At 64.3% G+C, this 23,514-nt stretch carries 20 protein-coding genes; 12 read left to right on the top strand and 8 right to left on the bottom strand.

Annotated features, from left to right (window positions below):
* Positions 1-16: 16 nt before the first annotated feature.
* Both LZC95_01795 and LZC95_01800 read right to left on the bottom strand, forming a co-directional pair.
* Positions 17-1,165, bottom strand: a complete 1,149-nt coding sequence (locus tag LZC95_01795; protein ID WXA95575.1) for an aminotransferase class V-fold PLP-dependent enzyme — start codon at positions 1,163-1,165, stop codon at positions 17-19.
* A complete protein-coding gene (locus LZC95_01800) occupies positions 1,162-2,940 on the bottom strand; it encodes an iron-containing redox enzyme family protein (GenBank protein ID WXA95576.1) in 1,779 nt (592 codons plus the stop codon). The genes LZC95_01795 and LZC95_01800 overlap by 4 nt, the downstream gene beginning before the upstream one ends.
* A gap of 143 nt (positions 2,941-3,083) precedes the next feature.
* Between LZC95_01800 and LZC95_01805 the strand changes: the two genes are divergently transcribed.
* From LZC95_01805 to LZC95_01815, 3 genes are all read left to right on the top strand, one after another.
* Positions 3,084-4,946 (top strand): cytochrome c3 family protein, encoded by a 1,863-nt coding sequence (locus LZC95_01805; protein ID WXA95577.1) that lies wholly within the window; start codon positions 3,084-3,086, stop codon positions 4,944-4,946.
* A gap of 65 nt (positions 4,947-5,011) precedes the next feature.
* A complete protein-coding gene (locus LZC95_01810) occupies positions 5,012-6,073 on the top strand; it encodes a VWA domain-containing protein (GenBank protein ID WXA95578.1) in 1,062 nt (353 codons plus the stop codon).
* Positions 6,074-6,124: 51 nt separating this feature from the next.
* Entirely contained in the window at positions 6,125-7,285 is a 1,161-nt protein-coding gene (locus LZC95_01815; protein WXB00366.1) for a collagen-like protein, read from the top strand.
* On the opposite strand, the gene LZC95_01820 is transcribed toward LZC95_01815, so the two are convergent.
* Positions 7,282-8,064 (bottom strand): helix-turn-helix transcriptional regulator, encoded by a 783-nt coding sequence (locus LZC95_01820; protein WXA95579.1) that lies wholly within the window; start codon positions 8,062-8,064, stop codon positions 7,282-7,284. The genes LZC95_01815 and LZC95_01820 overlap by 4 nt on opposite strands.
* 75 nt (positions 8,065-8,139) lie before the next feature.
* On the opposite strand from LZC95_01820, the gene LZC95_01825 reads away from it, so the two are divergent.
* The 4 genes from LZC95_01825 to LZC95_01840 are packed head-to-tail and all read left to right on the top strand — an operon-like array spanning position 8,140 to position 13,470.
* Positions 8,140-9,603, top strand: a complete 1,464-nt coding sequence (locus LZC95_01825) for an FAD-binding protein (GenBank protein ID WXA95580.1) — start codon at positions 8,140-8,142, stop codon at positions 9,601-9,603.
* Positions 9,603-10,784, top strand: coding sequence for an FAD-binding oxidoreductase (locus tag LZC95_01830; protein ID WXA95581.1), 1,182 nt, complete (start codon positions 9,603-9,605; stop codon positions 10,782-10,784). The genes LZC95_01825 and LZC95_01830 overlap by 1 nt, the downstream gene beginning before the upstream one ends.
* 1 nt (position 10,785) lies before the next feature.
* On the top strand, positions 10,786-12,060 hold the full coding sequence (locus tag LZC95_01835) for a 4Fe-4S dicluster domain-containing protein (protein ID WXA95582.1): 1,275 nt from the start codon (positions 10,786-10,788) through the stop codon (positions 12,058-12,060).
* 33 nt (positions 12,061-12,093) lie between these two features.
* Positions 12,094-13,470, top strand: coding sequence for an amino acid permease (locus LZC95_01840; protein WXA95583.1), 1,377 nt, complete (start codon positions 12,094-12,096; stop codon positions 13,468-13,470).
* On the opposite strand, the gene LZC95_01845 is transcribed toward LZC95_01840, so the two are convergent.
* Positions 13,404-13,835 carry a nuclear transport factor 2 family protein gene (locus tag LZC95_01845; GenBank protein WXA95584.1) on the bottom strand — a complete coding sequence of 144 codons (432 nt, stop codon included), beginning with the start codon at positions 13,833-13,835 and terminating at the stop codon, positions 13,404-13,406. The genes LZC95_01840 and LZC95_01845 overlap by 67 nt on opposite strands.
* 63 nt (positions 13,836-13,898) lie before the next feature.
* Positions 13,899-14,735, bottom strand: coding sequence for a hypothetical protein (locus LZC95_01850; GenBank protein WXA95585.1), 837 nt, complete (start codon positions 14,733-14,735; stop codon positions 13,899-13,901).
* 119 nt (positions 14,736-14,854) lie between these two features.
* Here LZC95_01850 and LZC95_01855 point away from each other — a divergent pair, with 119 nt between their 5' ends.
* The gene (locus LZC95_01855) at positions 14,855-16,207 is read left to right on the top strand and encodes a peptidase M1 (protein WXA95586.1); all 1,353 of its coding nucleotides are present in this window, start codon (positions 14,855-14,857) and stop codon (positions 16,205-16,207) included.
* 2 nt (positions 16,208-16,209) lie between these two features.
* Here LZC95_01855 and LZC95_01860 read toward each other — a convergent pair whose 3' ends face one another.
* Complete coding sequence (locus LZC95_01860) at positions 16,210-17,091, bottom strand: alpha/beta hydrolase (protein ID WXA95587.1); 882 nt, start codon at positions 17,089-17,091, stop codon at positions 16,210-16,212.
* Between the two features lie 74 nt (positions 17,092-17,165).
* On the opposite strand from LZC95_01860, the gene LZC95_01865 reads away from it, so the two are divergent.
* Positions 17,166-17,585 (top strand): EamA family transporter, encoded by a 420-nt coding sequence (locus LZC95_01865; protein ID WXA95588.1) that lies wholly within the window; start codon positions 17,166-17,168, stop codon positions 17,583-17,585.
* Here LZC95_01865 and LZC95_01870 read toward each other — a convergent pair.
* Together LZC95_01870 and gspD are read right to left on the bottom strand one after the other, a co-directional pair.
* Entirely contained in the window at positions 17,569-18,450 is an 882-nt protein-coding gene (locus LZC95_01870; GenBank protein ID WXA95589.1) for a nuclear transport factor 2 family protein, read from the bottom strand. The two genes, LZC95_01865 and LZC95_01870, sit on opposite strands and share 17 nt — an antisense overlap.
* Before the next feature lie 54 nt (positions 18,451-18,504).
* A complete protein-coding gene (gspD, locus tag LZC95_01875; GenBank protein WXA95590.1) occupies positions 18,505-20,805 on the bottom strand; it encodes a type II secretion system secretin GspD in 2,301 nt (766 codons plus the stop codon).
* A gap of 358 nt (positions 20,806-21,163) precedes the next feature.
* Between gspD and LZC95_01880 the strand changes: the two genes are divergently transcribed.
* The 3 genes from LZC95_01880 to LZC95_01890 all read left to right on the top strand — a co-directional run bounded on the left by LZC95_01880 (position 21,164) and on the right by LZC95_01890 (position 23,508).
* Positions 21,164-21,502, top strand: a complete 339-nt coding sequence (locus tag LZC95_01880; GenBank protein ID WXA95591.1) for a hypothetical protein — start codon at positions 21,164-21,166, stop codon at positions 21,500-21,502.
* 58 nt (positions 21,503-21,560) lie between these two features.
* Positions 21,561-21,749 (top strand): hypothetical protein, encoded by a 189-nt coding sequence (locus LZC95_01885; GenBank protein ID WXA95592.1) that lies wholly within the window; start codon positions 21,561-21,563, stop codon positions 21,747-21,749.
* A gap of 1,207 nt (positions 21,750-22,956) precedes the next feature.
* Entirely contained in the window at positions 22,957-23,508 is a 552-nt protein-coding gene (locus LZC95_01890) for a hypothetical protein (protein WXA95593.1), read from the top strand.
* Positions 23,509-23,514: the final 6 nt, after the last annotated feature.

Here is a 23,514-nt window from a genome sequence, read left to right on the forward strand (position 1 = left end):
CCCCTAACCTCTGCCCCTAACCCCTAAGCCCTCGAATCTCCGCATAGAGCGCGTCGATGACCGCGTCGCACTCGTCCTCGCGGATGCACGGGTGCGGCGCGAGGCGAAGGCCCGCGTTGGGCCGCGCATCCACGTCGATGCCTCGCGCTCCAAGTTTGGCGGCGAGGGCGCTTGCGTTGCGTACGTCGAGGCAGACCATGCCACCGCGCCGGCTTTTTGCGACCGGCGTGGTGACGACCAAGTCGCGCTCGCGGGCGCACTGAATGAGCCGATCCGTCAGCAGCAGGCTTCGCGCGCGAATGGCATCGATGCCGGTGTCCATCACCCAGCGGATGCCCGCGCGCGACGTGTAGATCGGCTCCATGGCCGGTGCACCCCGTTGGAACTTTTGCGCGCCCTGCGCCGGTTCGAAAGCGTGGCGCACGTCGAAAGGCTGCCGATGGCCGAGCCAACCCGGGTACGTCGGCACGAGCTCGTCGCATAGGCTTGGCTCGACGTAGCCGAAGGCGAGCCCCATTCCGCCGCCGCCCATCCATTTGTGAAAGCCGCCGACGATGGCGTGCGCCCCCAGCTCGTGCACCCGAACGGGCACGATGCCGAGCGCCTGGTACACGTCGAGTACGACCACGGCATTCACGCGTCGCGCGGCGCGGCAGATGGCCGCAGCGTCGAGGAGGGCACCGGTGCGCGGTGAGACGAGGGAGAACGACACGATGCGCACGCGCTCGTCGAGAACACCGAGCCAGGTCTCGATATCGATGTAGCCATCCATGCCGGTGGGGATTTCGACGATTTCGAAACCGGCCGCGGCGCGTGCATGCCAGAGGTAGCGCGTAGAGTGGAAATCGGCCGAACCGACGACGATGCGGCGCCGCGATCCCACCGGCTCGATCGATGCTGCCAACGTGGCTTGGGCCGTCGTGGCCGTGTCACATAGAAATACCGAGCCTGCGGGCGCGCCGAGGAGCGTCTCGGTGTACGTGCGCATCTCGTTCCAGCGATCGATCCATTCGGGAAGGCACCGCGATCGGTGTCGGAGGGTTCGCCCGTAGGCGTAGAAGTCGGCCAGCATCTCGCGCGGGTAAGGCCCCAGCGTCGACGCGGCGAAGTAGGTGCGGTCGCGGAGGACCGGAAAGCGCTCCCGCTCCTGCTCGAAGTCCATCATGGATAGCAGACGTGATAGGTGCCATCGAGAAAGGCCCACGCGGCATCGGCCAATTCGCGTGCGCCGCGCGCGGCGAGCCGGGACTTGCGGCCCGCGGGGATGAATCGGGCGAGGACGGTGGCTTCGTCGACGTGTTCCAGCTCAAGAGCTTCGTGAAGGGTGAGCCACTCCAGAACGTCCGGCGGCAAGGGATCGGAGGCGCGGCGGAATTGCTCGCCGACGAAAAGGTCGAACTGTTTGCCGTAGACTTCCATGATGAGGGCCGCGCCAAGCCCCTCGTACGGACTGCGCTCGCAATAGAGTTCATCTTGCACGCGCGCGAACGCCGCGCCGGGGGCGAGGACTTCGTCGGTGATGGGGGACGGCAGCCAAGGCATCAGTCCGATGATGAATCGCTCGAAGAGGTCTTTGTGCAAACGCGTGGGATCGCCATCGCCCAGCTCGTCGTTCAATTGCTTGACCAAGATCGAGCGAATGCCATCTTCTTCCACGGTGGCGACGATCCGTGCGAGCCGCCGTGCGAAGTCGCGCGTGATCGCACGGCGCACGTTGAGCATGAGGAGGGCGAGCTTGCGAAGATCGTGCGGTTCTCGCTGGATGCGTTGCAAAAGGGGATGCGTCGTGATGGGCGCGCCCTCGCAGTGTCGGATCACGACCGAGGGACAATCCGAGTCCGCGCTCGGTGCCACGGTTGGATGGCGGACGGCATCCCCCAGGGCGGTGGGCGCGAAGTAGACGTTCACGCGCGGGGCCCGGCCCGTGCGAAGGCCCGCCCAAGCGATCAGGCCGCTGCCGGCATCGAGTGGGCGGGTGGCCAGGGATTCGAGAGCGCTTTCGAACGGCGCCGGGGCCATGCCGAGGGCGCTCATGGCCCGAACCAGGCGCGCGCGTGCATCGGCGTCGTCGCCTGCGAAGGCGCGAATCGGGATATAGCTGGTGACGGTTCGCGGAACGGCGTGGCCGCCGACGAAGGCGAGGCAACTCGCGGGGGCGCGCTCGGACAGGATGCCATGGCCTCCGCTCAGCATTCCGCAGAAGGATTCGACGAGCTCGGGGGTGGCATTCGGAACCGCGCCGGCGACGCGCACCAAATCGTGGAGGGTGCCCTGCCGGTGGAACCCGTAAACTTTGACCCGCGCTTCGTGGCCGGCGACGAGGTCGAGTGAGACGAATCGCAGCTCGTCGAGGTAGGGCCCACGCGGCATCGCGCGCACGACGGTCGACCATGCTCCGGGAAACCCGAGCCGATGGAGCATCTCCTCGACCAAGCGCGGTGCTTCGTGCGGGCCGTGCACCTGCGGGTTGAAATAGGCCTTGAAAGACGGCGTCCCCTGGGCGTCGAAGCTTGCGGCGAACCAGACGAGGAAGGAGCCGTGGGCACCGTGTTTCGGTAGGAACAAGTCGGCCACGGCCTGGAAACGCGAGAGATCGGCCCCGAAATCACGACGCAGGGTCTCGGCGGCGGCGAGCCCGCACTCGAGCAGGTGGCCCATCGTCAACCGCGTTGTCGGATCCCGCGGGGGCAAGGGCTCCGCGAGAACGCGAATCTCGGGCTGGGCCCCACCGAGGAGCAGGGAAAATTCATAAGGGCTATGGTCATCGGAAACGAAGGAGTCCCATCCCTTGGGGACCGCGTTTATCGGCAAGAGCGCATCGAATACCTGCAAAACGCGGTCGGGGGCGTCGCTTCGATGGGTCGCTCGCCACAATCGTTGAAGCTGATCCCGGCCATACGCATGCAACGAGCGTTCGTTCGATGCGCGTCCCGATTGCATATCACCCTCCTCCATCACCCCCGTAGTGAGGAGAACGTTCTCCCCTCCTCGCGAACCTAGACTGCCCAGTAGTGCGGAAGGGGAGTCCTGGCTATGAAAATGAAATGCAATTTCGAAATTAAAATGAGATATCCCGCCCAGCGATGAAACCGGTAACGAGTTTCCAGGCGTTGTTCGCTTTGCTGGGTACGGTTCTCGTGCTCGATTCGATGGCGTGTGAAGGAGACACCGCCCAGACCGACGTTCGTGAAGAATCAGGAACGGTGACGTCGACCGATACGCCCATCGGACTGGCCTTCGAGATCGACAACGGTGTAGGGGTACCCTTGAAGGTCCGCCGCGGGCAGACCTTCTATATCGATCAAATCGACATCCGCGCCTCCATCGATTCGACGGTCGACGAAGGCATTTCCGGGCTCGCCCAGCGGGGCGACTTTTCGAATCTCGATTGGCGCGGGGGCCATCTTCGCCACGGGCACGATCACGAACGCGACCACCACCACCACCACGATGACGAGCACGAGCACGAGCACGACGGCAACCGCGGGGTGGACGTCTCCTTCTCCGGGGAGAAAAACGAGGACGGCACCTTCACCCGCCGCATCTTTTATCGAGATTTTCCATGGATGAGGAGCCCGAGCACGCTCACCGTCGAACCGATCGATGCCCAGGGCAACCGCACCGGGGAGCCCGTCGTTGCCCGCATCGAGACGGGCGGAGGGGGTGAGCACGATCGCGAGCACCATGACCATGATCACGAGCACGGGCGTGACCCGTCACAGAATTTCTTTTTCACCCAACGGCTCCGCGCCATCCAGTGGACGCGCGACTGTCCAACGAACATCGATTGCCGAAATGCCCGTCGGTTCAGCGAAGAAGGCTTGGTCGAGTTGCGGTATGCGAACCGGACGAATCCCACCTTCAAGATGCAGCCGAATACCGTCGCACTTCGCGTGCAGTGGTCGCTCAAGCCCGCGGGGCAGTCGTACCGTATTCCCATCACGCAAGTCGACCGGCCGAACTGGGACTACGGCTTTGGCATCGATATCCGCGCGCTCACCCCGCCAGGGGCCAATGGTACGTATGCGGCCGGGCAGAAGATCACGTTTCAGTTCACCTTGAAGGACGGAGCCGGGAAACCGCTGCACGCGCCCGGGGTGATGCCCAGCTTTCAGGACTTCATGAACGGAAATGTCGAGTCGGGTATCCAGTATTGGCGTGGCTTTCAAGAGCCAAATGCCCTTTACTACCGGCGCAAGCACCGCGAAGGGCATCTCAATTTCGCCATCGTTGGCCCCATTCAGAACAACCGCGCAACCTACGATGTGGTGAACATCGTCGAGCGAATGGACCCGACGACGGGCATGCTCACCACCGCCGTTCCGGATCGCGGTGGGCTTTACGGCCAGGCCACGGCCGTTCCCAGCTTTGCGGTCATCTACGGTCCACGCAGCGGTTGGGCGAATCCCTCCACCGACACATGGACCTTCGAGTTGCCCGCCGACGCCAAGCCGGGGACGTATTACGCCGTCGTCAAGGCGCGGCGAAAATACCTGGGCCAGGAGCTCCCGCTGGGCAAAGTGGTGGAGTTCCAAGTGGGGAGTTCGCAACGCACGGAATACCGCCCCATGACGGCGTACTGCGAGAATTGCCACAAGAACGGGGGAGACCTTGGCCATTCACTCCACGGTCTCGACAACCGCGGTACCTGCACCGCCTGCCATGCCCCGCTCGCCACGGAGATGGATAACCAGCTAGGAGCGCGTGTGCATTTCATTCATTCGCGCACGGCAGACTACAATACGAAGATCAAAAAGTGCGGCGTTTGCCACCTGTCCGGGGATCGAATCGAGCGCCCGAGCAAGGGGGCGTGCCTGTCGTGCCATCGGAAGTACCCCTCGGACCACGTGAGGGACTTCGGCCCCATCACGGATTCGTACACCGGCGGGGGAGCCGACGCGTTCGTTCGATGCACCGACCGGTGCCATCGCAAACACGATGATTGAGGGGGAATATGAGAGTCCGTTGGACGGTTGTGCGGGTTATATGGTTGTTCGTTTTCGTGGGATGCATGGCCAGCGGCCAATCCGTGGACCCGGTCGAACCGGCGGGCGGGCCCGAAGGCGGCGGTTCCTTCGGCGCCCTTGACGCTGGCATCGACGAACTGTTGCCCGACGCGGCGTGCGCCGCCGCCGAATCCGAGGGCAAACTGGTTCCGGTCAACTTGGTATTCGTCTTCGACCGATCCGGGAGCATGTCGGACTTCGGTAAGTGGGAGCCGGTGGTGCGAAGCATGAAGGCGTTCTTCGCCGACGCGCGCTCGAGCGACATGAGCGCATCCCTCACGTATTTCCCCAAGTCATCGGATTTGTATTGCGGAAGCACCGAGTGCTGCTCCATCGATTCGTACGCCGAGCCCAGCGTAGCCTTGACGCCGCTGCCGAACGGTACGCTCTTCGCGGCGTCGCTGGACGGGGTGGTTCCCGGCGGAGGAACGCCCACGGTGCCGGCGATGCGGGCGGCGATCCGTCAGGCTCGGGGCATTGCCCAGGCGCCCGCGCATCGCGGAGAATCGGTGGCCATCGTGCTGGTCACCGACGGAATGCCAAATGACAATTGCGATCCCCAGCGGAGCTCGGTCGAGTTGACCGCTGCGGAGGTGCAGGATGCGAACAACGGCGAGGCATCCCCCATCAAGACGTATGTCGTCGGAATCGAGAGTCCCTACCATGCGGGCGCTTTGGACGATCTGCATCACGTGGCACGGCGCGGAGGAACGGGGCAGGCCACCATGGTCATGCCGTCGGACGCGGAGGGTACGGCGAAGGCCTTCGCCGACGCGCTCGATGCGATCCGCACCCGGACCATCTCGTGCCGATTGCTCATTCCGCCGCCTCCCGAAGGAAAGGTATTCGATCGGCGAAAGCTCAACGTCACGGTGAGCGATGGCATAGGGGTCCACAATTTGGCGTACGACGAGAAATGCCAAAGCGAAGCGGGATGGCACTACGACGACATCGCCGCACCGTCGTCCATCGAGCTCTGTTCCCCATCGTGCAACGAGGTCAGGGGCGGAAGGGGAATGAAGCTTGCGGTGCAATTCGGTTGCGATACCCGAATTGCGGTTCATTGATGGCTTGTCGAACGCCGGCCCTCCGCTAGACTTCAGCTCGGAGGCAATTCGATGTCGCCAGAGTCTGCCCGTCTTCTTTGGCTTGCACTATTCGGTTGTGGCCTTGCCGGATGCCAAACCGCGCACGCGCAGGAGCATGGGCAGGCGACGCGTTATTGGGCGAGCACACGGAGCGTCACCGTCGAGTTGCGCAAGTCGACCCAGACCATCTGTCCGCGGGCACCGGTGCAGTTGTCCGTGCTCGTCGACGGGCGTGCGGCCAAAAAAGAGGCCCTGTCGTCGCTCGACGTGGCATTTCGCAGCCGGCAGGGCCTCATCGACGAAAATGGACTTTTCACGCCGCACACCGGCCTTCGACCGACCCTCGCGGCACCGTACGAAATTACGGCGGAATTCGGGCCGCGCCCGGCCGAATTTTCCTTCGTGGCCTCGTACAAACCGGATTACGCGTGCATTCGCTCGGCGGGGCACGGCGGTGCGGCGGGCGCGCGCGGGCACGATGGCGATGACGGCGCGCGCGGATCGGCCGGAAGCGACGGTGGCACCTACGGCGATGGCCGCCCCGGCGAGCCGGGTGGTCATGGTCGAGTCGGGACCGATGGCGCGGATGGCGCGGCCGGGCCGCATATCGTTGCCTATGCAACCTTCGTCGCGACACCGTTCTACGAGAAGCTCCTCGCCGTGAAGCTCGAGGGCGACGTCGAAGATTTCGTTCTCGCCCCGGCCGATCGCGTTCTCGTGCTCGATGCCGCGGGAGGAACCGGCGGGGCAGGCGGGGCTGGTGGTCACGGAGGCTCGGGTGGCAAAGGCGGCAACGGCGGTCTGCGCAACGGAAACGGTGGCAACGGTGGAAACGGCGGTGCCGGCGGGAATGGTGGTGCCGGCGGGAACGGTGGTGCCGGCGGCCTGTTGGAAATTGTGTATGATGCACGCTTCCCCGAGCTGCTCTCGTTGCTTTCGGCCGACGTCTCCGGAGGTCGCGGCGGCGCCGGTGGAAGTGCGGGGCCCGGCGGAAACCTCGGCTTCGGCGGCAGCGGCCGATTCACCAGCGGCCAATGGGGCATTCGCGGTGGCGAGGGCAAGACCGGCGATCCGGGAAAGGCCGGCCAACCCGGCGTGACGATGAAACGCGCCGCCGCGGTCGATCACGTCTTCGCGAACATCGAGGGCCTCACCTTGTTTCAGGCAGGAACGCAGACGGCGCGTCGCTAGAGCGCCAATGCGGAGGGCGCGTAGCCAAATTCGGTGCGGAAGGCGCTCGTGAAGTGGCTGTGCGACGAGAAGCCCGTGGAGAGCGCAATGTCGGTGAGGCGGCCTGCGCCGCGTCGCAGCTCGAACAGCGCGATGCGCAGACGCACGCGCGTGAGATACCCGTGGATCGTCTCGCCGGTGACCGCGCGAAAGACGCGGCTCGCGTGGAAGGGCGACGTTTTGCACAGCCGCGCGATGCGCTCCAAGGTGAGTCGCTCGCCGTAGCGGAGCGCGATGACGTGCTGCATTTCCTGGGCGAGCGTGCGCCACGACGCGGGTACATCGCGCGCGGGTAGCCTCACCGAGGGCTCGAGGAGGACGCGGCCCAAGATGGCCAGCGCGGCTTCTTCGACGGCCACCGGATCGGTCGCGCGCAAAAGCCGCATGTGCAACGTGGCCACCTCCGCCGAAATCGGGTGTGAGGACATGGTGCCGCGCGGCAGCGCCTCCGCGAGCTCTCCCCGAACGAAGATCAACGTGCTCGTGGCCGGCTTGCTCGTGGGCGATGCGCGCGTGTAGTCGGCATGGGCCGCGCTGAAGGCCGCCGTCGCAGCATGGATCACGTGCTGGTGCCGGCCCACGGCGCGCAGGTGCATGCCATCGCGCGGCAGATCGAGCTCGGCATAGACGGGCACCTCTTTGAACCAGCGCTTTTGCACCCCCCAGCAGTGCCACTCGCCGACCAGGAGATCGCGCCCCTCGAAGAGCGGACGAATGCGGGAGTGCGGGTTCCAGATCATCGGAGCCAAAGCATACCCGCGTGGGATTTCATTGCCACATCGAGCCTTTGGCGTCACGATCGCGCCGTGGAAGCCATGCACGCGGCTGCGATTCCCCGCGAGGTCATCGCCCGTTTCGAGGCGATCGTCGGCGCGCGTCACTGCATTTCCGACCCCGAGCAGCTGCGCACCTACGAGTGCGACGGGCTGACCAGCTTTCGCGTGCGGCCCGCCCTGGTGGTGCTCCCCGGCAGCACCGCCGAGGTCGTCGCCATCGTCCAACTCGCCCGCGCCGAGGGATTGCCCATCGTGCCGCGCGGCTCGGGAACCGGACTCTCCGGCGGCGCCTTGCCCGTGCCCAACGGCATTTTGCTGGGGCTCTCGCGCATGAAGCGCATCCTGGAAATCGACTTCGACAATCAGTGGATGCGGGTCGAGCCCGGGGTCATCAACCTGGACATCTCCAAGCGCCTCGCGCCGCAGGGCTATTACTACGCGCCCGATCCCTCGTCGCAGCAGGTGTGCACCATCGGCGGCAACGTCGCGGAGAATTCCGGCGGCGCCCACTGTTTGAAGTACGGATTCACCACGAACCACGTGCTCGGCGCCAAGGTGGTTCTCTCCGACGGAAGCATCGCCGAACTGGGCGGTCCCGTGCTCGACGCGCCCGGGTACGACTTGCGCGGGGCGCTCGTGGGCAGTGAGGGGACGCTCTGCGTGGTCGTCGAAGTGGTGCTGCGCATCCTGCGCAAGCCGGAGGCCACGCGCACCTTCTTTGCGACCTTTCCTTCCACCGAAGAAGCGGGAAATGCCGTGTCGCTCATCATTGCGGCGGGCATCGTCCCCGCGGCCATCGAAATGATGGACCGCTTGGCCATCGTGGCCATCAAAGCGGCCACCGGCGTCGACTGGCCCGATGTTGGCGCGGCGTTGTTGATGGATGTGGATGGCCCCGTTGCGGAGGTGGAGCACACCGCGGCGGAGGCCACGCGTCTCACGCGGCAGGCGGGCGCCCTCGAGATCCGCGTGCCCCGCGATGCCGCGGAGCGCGACGTGATGTGGCGAGGTCGCAAGAGCGCCTTTGCCGCGATGGGGCGTATTAGCCCGAATTACGTGGTGCAGGACGGGGTAATTCCGCGCTCGGAAATCGCGCCGGTGCTGCGCGAGATCGAGCGGCTCTCGGCGTCGTCGGGGCTTCGCATCGCGAATGTCTTCCACGCCGGCGATGGGAATTTGCATCCCCTGGTGCTCTACGATGCGGCGGTGCCGGGGCAGGAGAAGCTCGCGGAGGAGACGGCGGGCGAGATCCTCAAGATATGCGTGCGCACCGGCGGTTCCATCACCGGTGAACACGGCGTGGGGGCGGACAAGGCCCCGTACATGACCGAGATGTTCTCCGAGGACGATTTGGCGACGATGAACATGGTGCGCTGCGCCTTCGATCCCGAGGTGCGCATGAACCCTGGCAAAGTCTTTCCCACGCCGCGTCTCTGCGGGGACAAACCCGGCAAGTACGTTCCGCATGAAACGGAGACCGCAGGCCTCGCGGGGCGCGGCTGATGGACCTCGAAGCGCGGGTGGAGCGAGCGCCGGCGAGTGCGGACGAGTGCGCGCACGTGATGGCGGAGTGCGCGCGCGAGCGATGGCGTGTCGGCTTCGTGGGCGGTGGGACGGAGCTTTCGCTGGGCCATCCGCCGTCGGATCTCGATGCAGTGGTTCGCACGCGCGGCATGGCGCGCGTGCTCGATTACGCGCCCGCCGACATGGTCATCAGCGTCGAGGCGGGCGTGACGCTCGCCGAGGTGCAAGCGGTGGCGCGCGCCGAGCGGCAGATGCTGGCGCTCGATGCTCCGCACCCTGCGCGGGCGACCATGGGCGGTATCATCTCCACGGGAGCCTTCGGTCCGCGGCGTGCGCGCTACGGGGCGGTGCGCGATCTCATCATCGGAGTGACTTTGGTGCGCGCCGATGGAGTGGTGGCCCGCGGTGGCGGCAAGGTCGTGAAGAACGTCGCGGGCTTCGACCTGCCCAAGGTCGTATGCGGTTCTCTGGGGACTTTGGGGCTCGTTGCTACGGCAACATTTCGCCTGCACCCCTTGCCGGATGCCGCGACGACGGTGATCTTTCCTGGTGTTTCCGCGGACGAGGTGGTGACGAAGGTGGGGCAGCTCTGGCAGGCCCAGCTCGAGCCCACCGGTGTGGTGGCTTTGGGAACGCTCTCCAGGATGGATCTCGGGGTGCGTTTCGAGGGGTTCGAAAAAGCCATCGACGCCCAGGCGCTGCGCGCGTGCGGCCTCGGCGCGGAGCGGCTCTCGGAGGAGGCTGCGGCCGCATTTTGGACGCGGCACGATGAGGCGCGCACGCGTGGGGCGTTGCGCATCAAGGTGGCCACCTTGCCCTCGCGCCTCGCGCCGCTGGTAAAGACGCTCGAGCCGCTGATGCACGCGCTCCACGGTGGTGCCTTCGTGGGTTACGCGAGCCTGGGGCTCGGTTTCATCACCGGAGATGTCGGCGATGCGCCGGCCGTGATCGCGGCCCTGCGTTCGGCGCGCGAAGCGTTGGTCTCGGTGCCGGGGGCGGCGGGCTCGCTCGTCCTCGAGGACGCGCCCGCGGAGGTTCGCGCGGGCATCGATCCCTGGGGGCCGGCGGCGGCGGGATCCTTTGCGGTGATGTCCGAGCTCAAACTGCGCTTCGATCCGGAGCGGCGTCTCAACCCGGGTCGTTTCATCGGAGGCCTCTGACATGGCAGAGCGGAAGCTCATCGACGAGTGCGTCCACTGCGGTTTCTGCCTCCCTACGTGCCCCACGTACCAATCGTGGGGCGAGGAGATGGACTCGCCGCGCGGGCGCATCTACCTCATGAAATCGCTCACCGAGGGCAATGTGCTTTCGCCCACGGTGGTGCGCCATTTCGATCAATGCCTCGGGTGCATGGCCTGCGTGACGGCGTGCCCTTCGGGCGTGAAGTACGACGCGCTCATCGAACAGACCCGCGCCGAGGTGGAGCGCTCCCCGGCACGCACCGCCTCCGAGCGCTGGTTTCGCGGCATGATCTTCGCGCTGTTCCCGCATCCGAGTCGCCTCAAAGTGATGGTGGCGCTGCAGCTTCTCTACGTCAAAACGGGGCTGCGCTGGCTGGTGCACAAGCTGGGCATCTTGCGGCTCCTGCCTGCGCGGTGGCGCAACCTGGAGACTTTGATGCCCGCCGTCTCGGCGCATCAACTGCTCGCGCGGCTTCCGGCATTCACGGCAGCGCAGGGGGCCCGGCGCGCGAAGGTCGCGCTGCTGCCTGGCTGCGTGCAGCGCGTCTACTTCCCCGACGTGAACGAGGCAACGGTGCGTGTGCTCACGGCCGAAGGATGCGACGTGGTCATCCCTCCGGAGTTGCGATGCTGCGGCGCCCTCTCGGTCCATGCCGGGCGTGCCGACGAAGCGCGCGATTTTGCGCGTGCCGCCATTGCGACCTTGGAACGCGCCAGCGTCGACACCGTCGTGGTGAACGCGGCCGGCTGTGGCTCGTCGATGAAAGAGTGGGGCCGGCTGCTCGCGGACGATCCCGCGTGGGCCGCGCGCGCCGAAGCGATGGCGCACAAGGTAAAAGACGTGACCGAGCTACTCTCCCAATTGGGCCCCGTGGCGCCGCGTCATCCTGTGCCGTTCAAGAAAATCGCCTACCACGACGCCTGCCATCTCGCCCACGCGCAGCGCGTTCGCGAGCAACCGCGCGCGCTCTTGCGGGCCATTCCCGGTGTGGAGATCACCGAAATTGCCGATTCGGATCAATGCTGCGGCAGCGCCGGCATTTACAATTTGGTCGAGCCGGAGAGCGCCCGCGTCATTGGCGCGCGCAAAGTCGACAATGTTCTCGCCGCGGCGCCCGAGCTCCTGGTGAGTGCCAATCCGGGTTGCACCCTGCAGATACGCATGCTCCTCCGCGAGCGCGGCGAGGACGTGCAAACGGCGCATCCCATCGAGCTCCTGGACGCGTCCATTCGCAATACGACCTTGCGCGGGTGACGCGACGCCTTCCGATCGTGTACAACGCGATACGTGAAGGGTGAGTCGGCTCTCAAGCGCGATCTCGGGCCGTTTCTCGCGACGTTCATCGTGGTGAATGCGATCATCGGTACGGGAATTTTCAAGACGCCCGCCACGGTGGCGCGCCAAGCAGGTTCTTTGTCCGCCGCATTGCTCGTGTGGGTCGCGGGCGGGGTGGTCTCCCTCGCGGGCGCGCTTTCGTTGGCGGAGCTCGCGGCATCGATGCCGCGCACGGGTGGGATCTACGAGATCCTACGCCGCGGCTACGGCCCCGGTGTCGCGTTCCTGGTGGGCTGGACCAAGCTCGTTTTGCTGATTCCGAGCGCCGTGGGAAGCTTTGCGCGCCTCGCGGCCGAGGCCACGACGTCGCTGTTCGGGCTCGTGCCAGATCCCGTGCGCGAAGGCCGCGTGGCCGCGCTTTTTCTGGTGGCGAGCATCGTGGCCAATCTGTTCGGCGTGCGCCAGAGCGCCGTGCAGCAGGCCGTGATCACCTTTGCCAAGTACCTCGGCGTGCTGCTCATCGGTGTGCTCGGGTGCCTGCTCTCGGCCCGTGCCGGGGTGGAGTCGCTTCCGCTCGCGCACCCGCTGCCCTACGCCACCGAGCCCAGTGCGGTGGGCATTTTCGGCGCGATGGTTTCCGTGATGTGGGCCTACGAGGGCTGGGCCGATCTCTCCTCACTGGGCGGCGAGGTGCGGGAGCCGGGACGAACGTTGCCTCGCGCCCTGGTCGCCGGCACGTGCCTCATCGTGGCGGTCTATCTGTTTGCGGTCATGGGGTACGCGAACATTCTCGGCCTCGAGGGGCTGCGCCGTTCGGGCACCGGCGGTGAGATGGCCGCGACCAACTTGGCGACCTTGACGTTGGGGCCCATCGGCCGGCGTGCGGTGGCGGCGTTGGTGCTCATCTCGTGTGTCGGTGGCTGCATGAGCACCCTGCTCACGGCGCCGCGCCTTTTGATTCCGCTGGCCACCGACGGCCTCTTTCCTCGGGTGCTCGGCATCGTCTCGGGCCGCGGCGTTCCCTGGGTCGCGGTGATTCTGGGCGGATTTTTGGGCTTGCTGTTCGTGTCGTTTCGTTCGTTCGAGCAGCTCACCGATGCATTCGTGTTCGGGTTTTATCCCTTTTACGGCGCCGCGGTGGCCGCCCTCTTCGTGCTTCGCCGCCGCGAGCCCGACTTGCCGCGTCCTTTCCGCGTGCCGCTCTATCCCGTGACGCCCATCGTGTTCGTATTGGGCGCGCTGGCGGTCCTTCTGGGCAGTCTGGGCGACGCCGACGAGAATGCTCTTTTCTCGCTGCTTTTGGTCTCGGTGGGCATTCCCATTTATCTCGTTTGGAGCAAAGTGGCGTCGCGCCGATTGAGCAGTTTGAATCCGAACCAGCCCCAATAGACGCGGTGATGGGTGATGAGCCCGTCCGCGATATCCATCATTTCGACGAGATCGACCTGATCCCCGTGCGGTGTCGCGCGGGGATACTCCCAGGTCAATTGTCGCCCGTTGCAGAAGAAGGTTCCGGTTCGGTACCACGTAGCTTCACCCGGGAACTTGCGAATTCCCGCCTCGAAGAAGGGGCGAATCTCGTGTTTGCCTTGGAGAATGCCGTCCGTTTTGCCCGGGAGCATCGCAAGGGCCAAAGGTGTCTCCAGGAGGGCGTCTTCCGCATAGAGGGAAAGCGTGCCCTCGATGTCGCGGGCCTTCACGGTGGCGTGCCACTGCTCGTAAATGCGAAGGATGTCGGCGGAGGTTGCGGTCATGCACCGAGCATGGCATGGCCTATTTGGAAATGGCTTCGATGGCCATCGAACCGTGCCGCAGGCTCAGTCGTTGGATATTTCGTCCAGCATTGCGGCCAGCGCCATGCGGTGCGCGGCCACCGCCTTGGCAGTGAGACCGAGGGCTTTTGCCGCGTGGGCATCGCTCTGCGCACCGTCTTCGAGGAGCAGCGACGCGTACCTCCGAACGCCGTCCTCGGCGTTGGAGAATTCCGCAAAGAGGCGTCCCTTGGCGAGTGGGTCGTCGATCATCTCGAGCAGGCGGTTGCGAAGCGAGAGCGTCTCCACCTCGCCCGCGCGCGCATCGCGGCGACGGGGCGGCTTTCGCTGGCGCTTCCTCTTCGTCGTTTCGTCGGGTCCCGGTTCCTCGGCCAACTCGGCGGCGAGAAATTCCGACGGCTGAAACGAGCTACCGTCGCCCGACTCGACCACGGACGGGCCAATGGCCTCGAGCAGTTTGCGTTGCAGGTCGAGGAAAAAAGGATGAAACCCGACCCTTCCCGGATACCTGAAGACGATCGTGGAGCGGCATGTGGCGAGGCGCTCGAGGGCCATCGGCTCGAGGATCAGCGAATCGGGCACGTACCCGGTGGCGGCCGCAATCTCTCGCGCTCGTTCCGCACTGGGAGGTGCGTCCTTCTCCAGATCCATCGACAGATCGTCCGCGATGGCGTCCACGTCCTCTTCCTCGTCGCGAAGATCGTTCGTCGTGAGTACCGAGAGGCCTTCCAGCTCCGACGAATCCGGCAGGGTGAATGCAGGCTCCCTGTCCTCTCCGGGAGTCGCGTAGGCGTCGACCAGCGCCACCAACCTACTCAGAACTTTTGCGGCTTCCTCACGTGAAAGTGGCGTGTGGTAGCGCTCCCGGAAATACGTCGGCATGCACGATTCGAGCGGTAGACTAGCACGCAGAAATCCGACGACGCGCGCCAGAAAAGATGCTCTTCCGCCGAATGGAATCGGGATACCTTCCGTAATGAAGCGTGAAGGAGTTCTTCTCTATGCGATGGTACATTCTTGCGTGTTTGGCGTTGTCGGCGGCGGGATGTGACGCGGGTGGACCCGCAGTCGAGGGGGAATCGAGCCGCGCCGCGCTCGATGACACCGCACCTGTGGAGAATTGGGACTACGATCTTCGTGAAACGAGTCTGTCGCTGGATCTATCCAATTTGACGGCAACGGCGACCATCGAGATTGGACCGAATCTTCGCGGAAGCGCGTCCTTCGAGATTGGCGACCTGGACATTCGCAGCGTACGCGATCGCCGCGGGCCGCTGGCGTACGTCATCGACGGTAAGAAGCTGCACGTAAAGGTGCCCCGTTCGGCGCTGGCCACGACGTTCGAGGTGGCCTATGCCTTCAAGCCGCACACCCAATTCGATGGGTGGGATCCCGGTGCAGGCCTAACGTTTCTCTGGCCGTATTTTTGCGGGAATCTTTTCCCGTGCAAATCGTCGCCGGCCGACGGTGTCGAGTTCCGGATGAGCGTGACCGGCGCCCCCGCGGGCAAGAAGGTGATCTATCCATCGCATATTCCGAACGATGCCCCGTCGTACATGCCGGCGGTGGCCGTGGGCGATTTCACCGAGGTGGATCTCGGGCGGACGCTCTTCGGGACGCAGGTGAAGGCATGGCACCTGCCGGGCCAGGAAGAAGTGACGGCCAAGGGCACGGCGCATCTGCGCGGGGTGTTCGAGTTCTACGAAAAGACATATGGGCGCTACACGTTCGGCGACGTGGCGGGGAGCGTATCGGCCAATTGGGGCCCCGGCGCTTACGGCGGAATGGAGCACCACCCGTATTGGCATGTGTCGAGCGGCTCGTTCGACTCCGAAGAGGTGCACGCGCACGAGGCGGCACACGGGTGGTACGGCAATGGCGTGCGCATCGCGTGTTGGGAGGACTTCGTTCTCTCGGAGGGCTCGGCCACGTATTTGGCGGCACACGCGTTGAAGAAACAGGGCGTCGACATTTGGCCCCAGTACGACTGCCGATTGAAAGCGCGCTGCGACGCCGATCAGGCGCACTCGCCCAATACGGTGGCGCTGCCGGACAATACCTGCAATCAAATCGATATTTTCAATCACCCGATTTGGTCAGGCGTGCCCTACTACAAGGGCGCGCATTTCTATCGCAAGGTGGCCGAGTTGATCGGCGAGGAGCGGCTCGATCGTGCGTTCGCGGAGTTCTATGGGCGCTACCACAATCGCGATGCGCGCATGCAGGACTTCCTTCGTGTCATCGAGCGGTACGCGGGCGCGAAGGCGGGCGATGTCGAGGCGCTTGCCACGGGGTGGCTGCGTTCGTTCGAGTGCCCGGCGGATTGGCAGACGCTCTGCCCGAACGGGCCGTGAACTCAACGCAGGAACGCGCGCATTTCGTCGTAGAGTAAATCGGGTATCTCCTCGGGGATGTAATGCCCCGAGGGGACCGACATCCCGCTGACGTTCTCCGCAACCTCCCGCCACAACGCCAAGGCGTCGTAACAGTGTTCGATGAGGCCATATTGGCCCCAGAGGACGCGGAGCGGACATGCGAGTTTGCGGCCGGCCTCGCGATCGGCTTTGTCGTGGTCCAGATCGATGGTGGCCGATGCCCGGTAATCTTCGCACATGGCGTGGACGGCGCCGGGTTGGCGGAGGGCTGCCTTGTAGGCTTGAAGTGCCTCGGGCGCGAAGATGGAGAGTCCAGCCGGGGGGCTGGTCATCACCTTTTCGGCGTAGGCCTCGGGGGCGGCTCCCACGAGTGTCTCGGGAAACGGCGGCGGCTGGATCAAGAGGAACCAATGGAAATAGTACGTGGCAAATGTGCGATCGGTGCGCTCGTACATCGCCAACGTGGGGGCAATATCGAGGAACATCGCCTTTTCGACTTGGTCGGGGTGGTCCGCGCATAAACGGTGTGCCACGCGCGCGCCGCGGTCGTGGGCGCAAAGGAAGAAGCGATCGAAGCCGAGCGAGCGCATGACGGCGACTTGGTCCTGGGCCATCGCGCGCTTGCTGTAGTTCGAATGATCGGGCAGCCCCTGAGGCTTGCTCGATGCGCCGTAACCTCGCAGATCGGTGACGACCACCGTGTAATGCTCCGCGAGACGATCGGCAATCTTGTGCCAGATGAGGTGCGTCTGCGGGTGCCCGTGGAGGAGCAGCAGCGGAGGGCCGTTTTGGGGACGGCTGATGCGGCCAGCGATCTCGGCCTCGCCCGTGTTGACGTGGAAGGAGTGGAATCGCTCGAACACGTGGCCCTCCTGCTTGGGGATCTGACCGCGATGTTACAGGCGCCGGCGCCTCTCGGGTAGCATGCTTCTTTGCGATGACCTGGCTCGGCTATGCGCTTCTGTCGGCGGTGTTTGCGGCGCTGACAGCTATTTTGGCGAAGATGGGCGTGCAGGGTGTGCCTTCGAACCTGGCAACGGCGATTCGTACGGCGGTGATTCTGGTGTTCGCTTGGGGCATCGCTTTCGCCACGGGCGAGGCGCGGGCGCTGGGGAACATCAGGCCGCGGGCGGTGACGTTTCTCGTGTTGTCCGGCCTCGCAACGGGATTCTCGTGGCTGGCCTATTTTCGCGCATTGCAGCTCGGGCCCGCATCACGCGTGGCGCCGGTGGACAAATTGAGCCTGGCGCTGACCATCGTCCTTTCGGTGGTCGTTCTGAAGGAGCAGCTCACGTGGAAGCTCGCCTTGGGGGTGGGGCTGATCACCGCGGGGGTGCTCGTTACGATCCAGAAGTGAGGCCCTGAGGATTGCCCCAGACAGCCGCGGCAATGCGCCAGCCGTCGGTCGTCTTGAGCAAGAGCAGATGATCGATGTAGCGCGTGCCGCGCGAGACGACTTCCAATTTGGCGTGGCCGATGCTGCCGGAGCCGGCGGCGTGGAGAATGCGCCATTTCGCTTCATGGCCATCCTCGTTGCGCGCTTTGCGGGCCGCGTATTTCGCGGCCCATTCGGAAACGCTCTCGCGCAGGTAAGGGGTTCCGCGTTTGGCGTTGACCGCGCTGTACGTGCAGTCTTCGAGGTGCGTGCTCGCGAGGAGTGCGGAATCGTGTTCGCCGGCGGCGCGGATCTTCTCGTCGAGGATGCGGCGGACTTCGGTTTCGTCCGCCGGGGCGGGGGAGTCATCGCCTTCGAGTCGTTGGAAGACTTTGTCGACGATGAGCCAGCCGTCGGGGCTTTCGACGACCAAGAGGTAATCGTGAAAGCGGTACGTGTCGAACCTCGAATGCGCTTCGACGAGCGCCATGGGTCCTTCGCGATCGAGGATGCGAAGGGAGCGTTCGAGGGCAGGGCGGCAAGGACTCGCCGTATCGAGAGCGCGCCACCAAGGTAGCTGCGCGCGCGAATGCAGCGCACCGGCTTTGTCGAGCCACAACATGTGCGCAGCCGGATGAAATGCCGAGCGCAAGATTTCGCCCGAGCATTGGTCGCTCGCCTTGAAATAGGCCTGAACGGCCTGTTCTGGCGCGGTGTAATGAGCGGTATTCGGGTTTTGCATGGGAGGAGCTTTTGCGGCAGCCGTCGAGCAGCCTGCGAGAAAGATGGTGAGATAGCGCAGGTAACGCACGATGGGACGATGCCCCGGCGTGGCGCTTGGAGCCAATCGATACTCTGCATAATGTCCATAGATTTTGTCGATGGGCGCAGCCCTTGCTTTTTACCGCTCCGTCGCCGGCGTGACGCGGCGGGCCGGCGGGGTGACATGCACCCCCGGGATGGGCGCGTCGAGAGGCGTCCCCGGTTCGTGGGTCAGGAGCTTTTTGGGCTCGAGAAGCGCGTCGCGTTTCTTCTGCTCGGCAACCTGAAGGTGGCTCTGGCGAATGAATTCGACCAGACCGTTGGTCCGCGAATAGTCTTTTGGCGGCTGATACTCCGAGCTTTCGTCGAAGACGAAATGGTGGTCCAAGAATTCTTGTCGCTCTTGGATCTTCCTTTCGTAGATCGTGCGCAAGTCATCCTGGTCCCGAATGATGTACGGGGTCAGAACGAGGACCAGGTTGGTCTTTTTGACGATGCTGGTCGTCGTACGAAAGAGTGCCCCCAGCAAGGGAATGTCTCCAAGCACCGGGACCTTCTGCTCCTTTCGTATCTTGACGTTGCGCATGAGGCCACCAATCACCACCGTCTGCTGATCGCGCACCACCACGGTCGTCTCGGCGGTGCGCTTGGTGATGGGAATGACGCCGAGCCCTCCCGCCGGTTCGCCTCCCTCGCTGATCTCCTCTTTGAGCTCGAGGCGAACCTGGTTCGAGTCGTTCACGTGAGGCGTAATCAAGAGTTTGGTCCCCACTTCGGAGCGCGCCCCGGTGCCTCCCCCGAGAGCACCCAAGCCCCCCAAACTGCCGAGCGCCGCAGCCTGCGGAGATCCTGGTGTGGCACCGGGGAGTACTCCAAGCCCCGACAATCCGGCGTTTATCTGCAAGGGTATGTTCTGCCCGACGACAATCTCTGCTTTTTGATTGTCCGTGGCCAAAATGTGGGGCGTCGACAGAACATCCGAGTTTTCGTTCTTGGCAAGCGCCTGAATGAACACACCGAACGATGGAATCGTTACGCCCGGGCCCAAGACGCCCTCGGCACCGGGGATCGCCGGACCGCGAATGCCCAGCGCCAATCCCTGGACGTCGTCGTGCGAGGGGGGCCCGAGCGACTTGAGCGGATTGAGCCCGCCATAGAGCAGGCCGCCTCCATCGTTCCCGAAGGCATCGCCGCCATGATAATTGACGCCGAACGTATTGGTATTTTCGACATTCAAGTCGAGGATGACCGCTTCGATGAATACGGACCGCCGCGCGATATCGAGCTTGTCCACGACCGCCCGAAGCGCGGCGTAGTCGCGGGCCGACGAGGTGACGATGATCGAGTTGGTCGCCTTGTCGGCGCTCACCTTGAGTGCACTTTCGAAGATTCCCGGCGGCCCGCTCCGTGGGCTCTGCGGCGTGCCTCCGCCACCGCTACTCGTACCGCTTGCAGCCCCCGAGCTTTGGCTGACCATCTCGGTGAGCGTTTTGGCGAGTTCGACGGCGTCCGCATTCTGAAGCGAAAAGACGTGAACTTGTCCGTCGCCCGTCTGCGGCACATCCATCTTCTTGATGAGTTCGAGGGTGCGCAGATATGCCTTTTCCGTGGCGACGACGATAAGTGTGTTGGTGCGCTGGTCCGCCACGATTTTCGCGATGTGAAGATCGCCACTCGGCGACGACGGAGCACCGTCTTTTCCACTCGTGGGTTTCGCGTCGAACAGCTCGTTGAGCCGCTGGGCCATATCGGTGGCAGGTGCATAATGAATGGGCTCGACCCATATCTTGTCGCCCGCGCTCGGCACGTCGACTTCGTCGACGATGGTCATCAGGCGGCGAATGTTGGCCCCCGTATCGGTGATGATGAGAAGATTCCCCGGGCCATACCAGGATACATCGGCATCCTTGCTCTTGAATTTCGTGAGTAGGGTGCTCACCTCCTCCGGATTGGCATTTCGCAAGCGGTGCATGCGCGTCACGTAACGATCTTCCACCGGTGCTCCTTCCTGCGGGCCGATGGTGGGGGTCGATTGCGACGCGACGCCGGCGGTCTCGACGATTTTCAGAAATCGGCCCTGCGGAATCACCGTGAGGCCATTGGTCTCCAAAATCGAAAGAAAGGCCTGATACGCCTCTTCGACGGTGACCTTCGTCGGGGAATACACGCTTGCTTTGATATTGCGTACCTTCCCTCCGAAAATGAACTTCTTACCGGTCAGCTGTCCGACGACCCGTACGAGCTCCGTCAAATCTGCATCCTCGAGGGCAAACGTCACTCGATCGCCGGGATGTCGCGGCTCGAACGCCATGCCATTCTCGAACTGCGGGAGCTGTTTCGTCGAGGACGGGAGCGGAGGTGTCTGCGCCCGAGCATCGCGCTCCGCACCGAGGATGAACGTCGTCAATGTCAACGAAAGAACACGAATTCGATTTTGCATCGATCACCTGCGGCTCGCATCGCCAAATATCGGACCGGCCGATACAACGAGTGCGCCTACGGATGTATTGCCGGCTTTCGTGCCTTATCGTTAAAATTGAATAGGCGATAGTCCAATTTTCCATGCGCATCGGTAAATTGAATAATTGGCAATATCTTGTAAGTGGATAATGTGGGCAAAGACAAATTGGCACCGCCACTCATGGCAGCTGCCGCCCGATTGGTATCTTCGCAGCTCGTGGGTGCTCCTCGAGCTTTCGACATATTCGCCATCGAGCGTGGCAAACCGCATTGTACCTACGGCCCACGGAATTCATCGATGAGGGCAGCGCCGGCTTCTGCTTGCCCGAGGGTGTTTCGTGGATACGTTGAGCGCGATGTCGTTCAGGGGCCAGGCACTGCGCAATCGTTCGTGGGGACGCGCGTTGCGTTGGCTTGTCATGGTCGTGATGCTCTCGTTCGTGGCTCCGCATGCCGTGGCGGCCACGCCGCGTGCGGTCGACGGCATCGCGCTCGTGGCGAATGCGCTCGCGGCAGAGGCGGCGCCGGCCCGTGCCTCACGGGAGGAACCGGCACGCGGTGTCTTGCGCGGGCGTTCGGCCCCGGTGCGGGCGGTCTCGTGTGCTCCGCCGAATGATGGGGTGCCCGTCATTGCGCGCGGGCGAATCTATTTGCGCGACTGCGCCCTTCTTCGCTGATCGCGCGGCCGGTTCTCGAACCGCCGCCCCCGATTCCTTTGCGAAGAGGAGCCTTTCCATGTCCGTGACCGATACGGCGTGCCGCCGGCTACGTCGTCTGCCGTCCATCTCGTGGCGCATCGTACGCATCGTTCTCATTGGATTTGCGGCGCTGGGGCCCAATGCTCCGCCGCCCCCGCCTCGGCCCCCGCCGCCGATCGAGTTGCGCATCGACGACGGTACACCCGCGGACGGCGAGCAAGCCTAGCCTCAACGCGTACCGACGGGCTGCGACGCCTTCGCGAGTCTTGCCGACGCCGTCCTGACGTGCGCGCGCAGGTCGAAGCTCTGTGCAGAGCGCCCGAGCTCTCGCGCCGTAGGCTGCGCGGGCGGACGAGACGCTGGGCATACCCATCAAAGTGGAAATCTGGAGTCTGCTCACGCGTAGAGACGTCTTCCACAGCGCGGTGGCAAGTCCGCGCTGGAACGCGTCGGCGGCGTATGGGAGCGGGCCGCTCACAAGGCGTGATTTGCCGTGAACGGGGGTTCACGACTCGTCGCGTGGAACATGCGGACAAACGGCGGCGCAAACGAGCGCTCCGCGCGTTCGCACACATGCTGCTGCTGGCATTTCTTGTTTTGCCAGACGAAGAGAGAGCAAAGGTCCGGTGGATGCGATCAGTTCTGCAGAGGCAGCTACCCCAACGAGGAATACCGCCACCGGTCGGCGCCCGCTGCGCGACCCTTCACACGCCGCGTGGTGTTCCCGCTTATTCGGGGCTCCCTCAGGAGCCGGTTCCGACGTTCACGGGCACGCGACGAGCTGTCGACTCCCAATCGTACCAAATGTCGACCCATCGTCTGCGGTCTCGACCCCGTGGTGTCCGGAGCACCACGCAGTACGAGACCTGCCCCGACGCATTGCCAGATTGAAGCCAGCGTTGCGGCACCCCCTCGAGCGAGGAAAAAGCATATCTCGAATCGAGTGATCCTGTCCGGGCCACATTTGCCCTGTCCTGGGACAGTCGCTCCCAAAAGGCAATCGTTAAGGTCGAATGATAGCGGCATAAGTCACCCCTCTGCCGACCAGAAGGGGTGCTCGAGCCACCGACGCAAACCGGAGGGGCACAGCGATCGTGGCGACCGTACAACGAGATCAAAATGTGCGTCATCCAATGAAAACGCGCGTCCACACGTTGGAGGCATGCGCGACTCGAGGATTCCGGCGCGTGAAACGGGCCACGGCAACGTACGCCACCGGGGAATGGCGGTGGTCCGTATCGTGTTGTCGACACGTGTGGCAATTGCGTCTGAGGGAGCCTGCTCGAGAATCGCGAGTGCACGGTTGACGAACTCCGCAGCGTGTCGGCCCGCCCAGAAAAGCTGCCCCCCGGGCACATTCACCCTCGCCAAATTCGGTGAACGCCTCGATATGTGCCTCAGATTCGAACCAAGGAACTAACGTGCGAAGTACGATGATGAACCCCTGGCGCGCCACGACACTCTCCGTCGCATTGGCCTGTGTCGCGGTTGCAGCCGCATGCAACGACCCACTCCATCCCAAGGGCCCCGGCAGCGGCGGCGGTGGTGGATCCGGCGGCGGCGGTGGTGGCGGTAGCTCTGATCCCGGTGACAGCGGCACGCGCGACTCGGGCCCTACTGGACCGACGCAATCTTGCAACGACTGCGCGCTGCAGGCCTGCGTCGTGTACAACTCCATCTGCCGCGCGAATGCGGATTGTGTCGCCATCGTCGCCACGTGCGGCGAAAGCGTGTGCCGGTATTTCGACCTGCCTTGTCTAGACAGCTGCGCGCAGCGGTATCCTGCCGGGTACAACGCTTACGCCAATTGGGCCTATTGCAGGGTGAACGCCGCGTGTTCGAGCTGCTCGGGATCGTGCGTCGTCCCGCCGCAAGTCTGTGGGCTCCGAACAACGCAGCAGGACAACCTCGATGCCGACTCCGACGCCGGACTCGACGCCGGCAGCGAGTCATCTCCCGAAGACGTCGACGCGTCGGCGGATTGACCGCAC

Source organism: Sorangiineae bacterium MSr12523, from assembly GCA_037157775.1.
Taxonomy (GTDB): Bacteria; Myxococcota_A; Polyangia; order Polyangiales; family Polyangiaceae; genus Pendulispora; species Pendulispora brunnea.

What these genes read in the sequence shown, in the direction of transcription:
- LZC95_01890 (WXA95593.1), top strand. Translation starts at nt 22,957, where the DNA reads ATGATGAACCCCTGGCGCGCCACGACACTCTCCGTCGCATTGGCCTGT.
- LZC95_01825 (WXA95580.1), top strand. Translation starts at nt 8,140, where the DNA reads ATGCACGCGGCTGCGATTCCCCGCGAGGTCATCGCCCGTTTCGAGGCG.
- LZC95_01795 (WXA95575.1), bottom strand. Translation starts at nt 1,165, where the DNA reads ATGATGGACTTCGAGCAGGAGCGGGAGCGCTTTCCGGTCCTCCGCGAC.
- LZC95_01865 (WXA95588.1), top strand. Translation starts at nt 17,166, where the DNA reads ATGACCTGGCTCGGCTATGCGCTTCTGTCGGCGGTGTTTGCGGCGCTG.
- LZC95_01845 (WXA95584.1), bottom strand. Translation starts at nt 13,835, where the DNA reads ATGACCGCAACCTCCGCCGACATCCTTCGCATTTACGAGCAGTGGCAC.
- gspD (WXA95590.1), bottom strand. Translation starts at nt 20,805, where the DNA reads ATGCAAAATCGAATTCGTGTTCTTTCGTTGACATTGACGACGTTCATC.
- LZC95_01820 (WXA95579.1), bottom strand. Translation starts at nt 8,064, where the DNA reads ATGATCTGGAACCCGCACTCCCGCATTCGTCCGCTCTTCGAGGGGCGC.
- LZC95_01885 (WXA95592.1), top strand. Translation starts at nt 21,561, where the DNA reads ATGTCCGTGACCGATACGGCGTGCCGCCGGCTACGTCGTCTGCCGTCC.
- LZC95_01830 (WXA95581.1), top strand. Translation starts at nt 9,603, where the DNA reads ATGGACCTCGAAGCGCGGGTGGAGCGAGCGCCGGCGAGTGCGGACGAG.
- LZC95_01815 (WXB00366.1), top strand. Translation starts at nt 6,125, where the DNA reads ATGTCGCCAGAGTCTGCCCGTCTTCTTTGGCTTGCACTATTCGGTTGT.
- LZC95_01800 (WXA95576.1), bottom strand. Translation starts at nt 2,940, where the DNA reads ATGCAATCGGGACGCGCATCGAACGAACGCTCGTTGCATGCGTATGGC.
- LZC95_01855 (WXA95586.1), top strand. Translation starts at nt 14,855, where the DNA reads ATGCGATGGTACATTCTTGCGTGTTTGGCGTTGTCGGCGGCGGGATGT.
- LZC95_01850 (WXA95585.1), bottom strand. Translation starts at nt 14,735, where the DNA reads ATGCCGACGTATTTCCGGGAGCGCTACCACACGCCACTTTCACGTGAG.
- LZC95_01835 (WXA95582.1), top strand. Translation starts at nt 10,786, where the DNA reads ATGGCAGAGCGGAAGCTCATCGACGAGTGCGTCCACTGCGGTTTCTGC.
- LZC95_01805 (WXA95577.1), top strand. Translation starts at nt 3,084, where the DNA reads ATGAAACCGGTAACGAGTTTCCAGGCGTTGTTCGCTTTGCTGGGTACG.
- LZC95_01810 (WXA95578.1), top strand. Translation starts at nt 5,012, where the DNA reads ATGGCCAGCGGCCAATCCGTGGACCCGGTCGAACCGGCGGGCGGGCCC.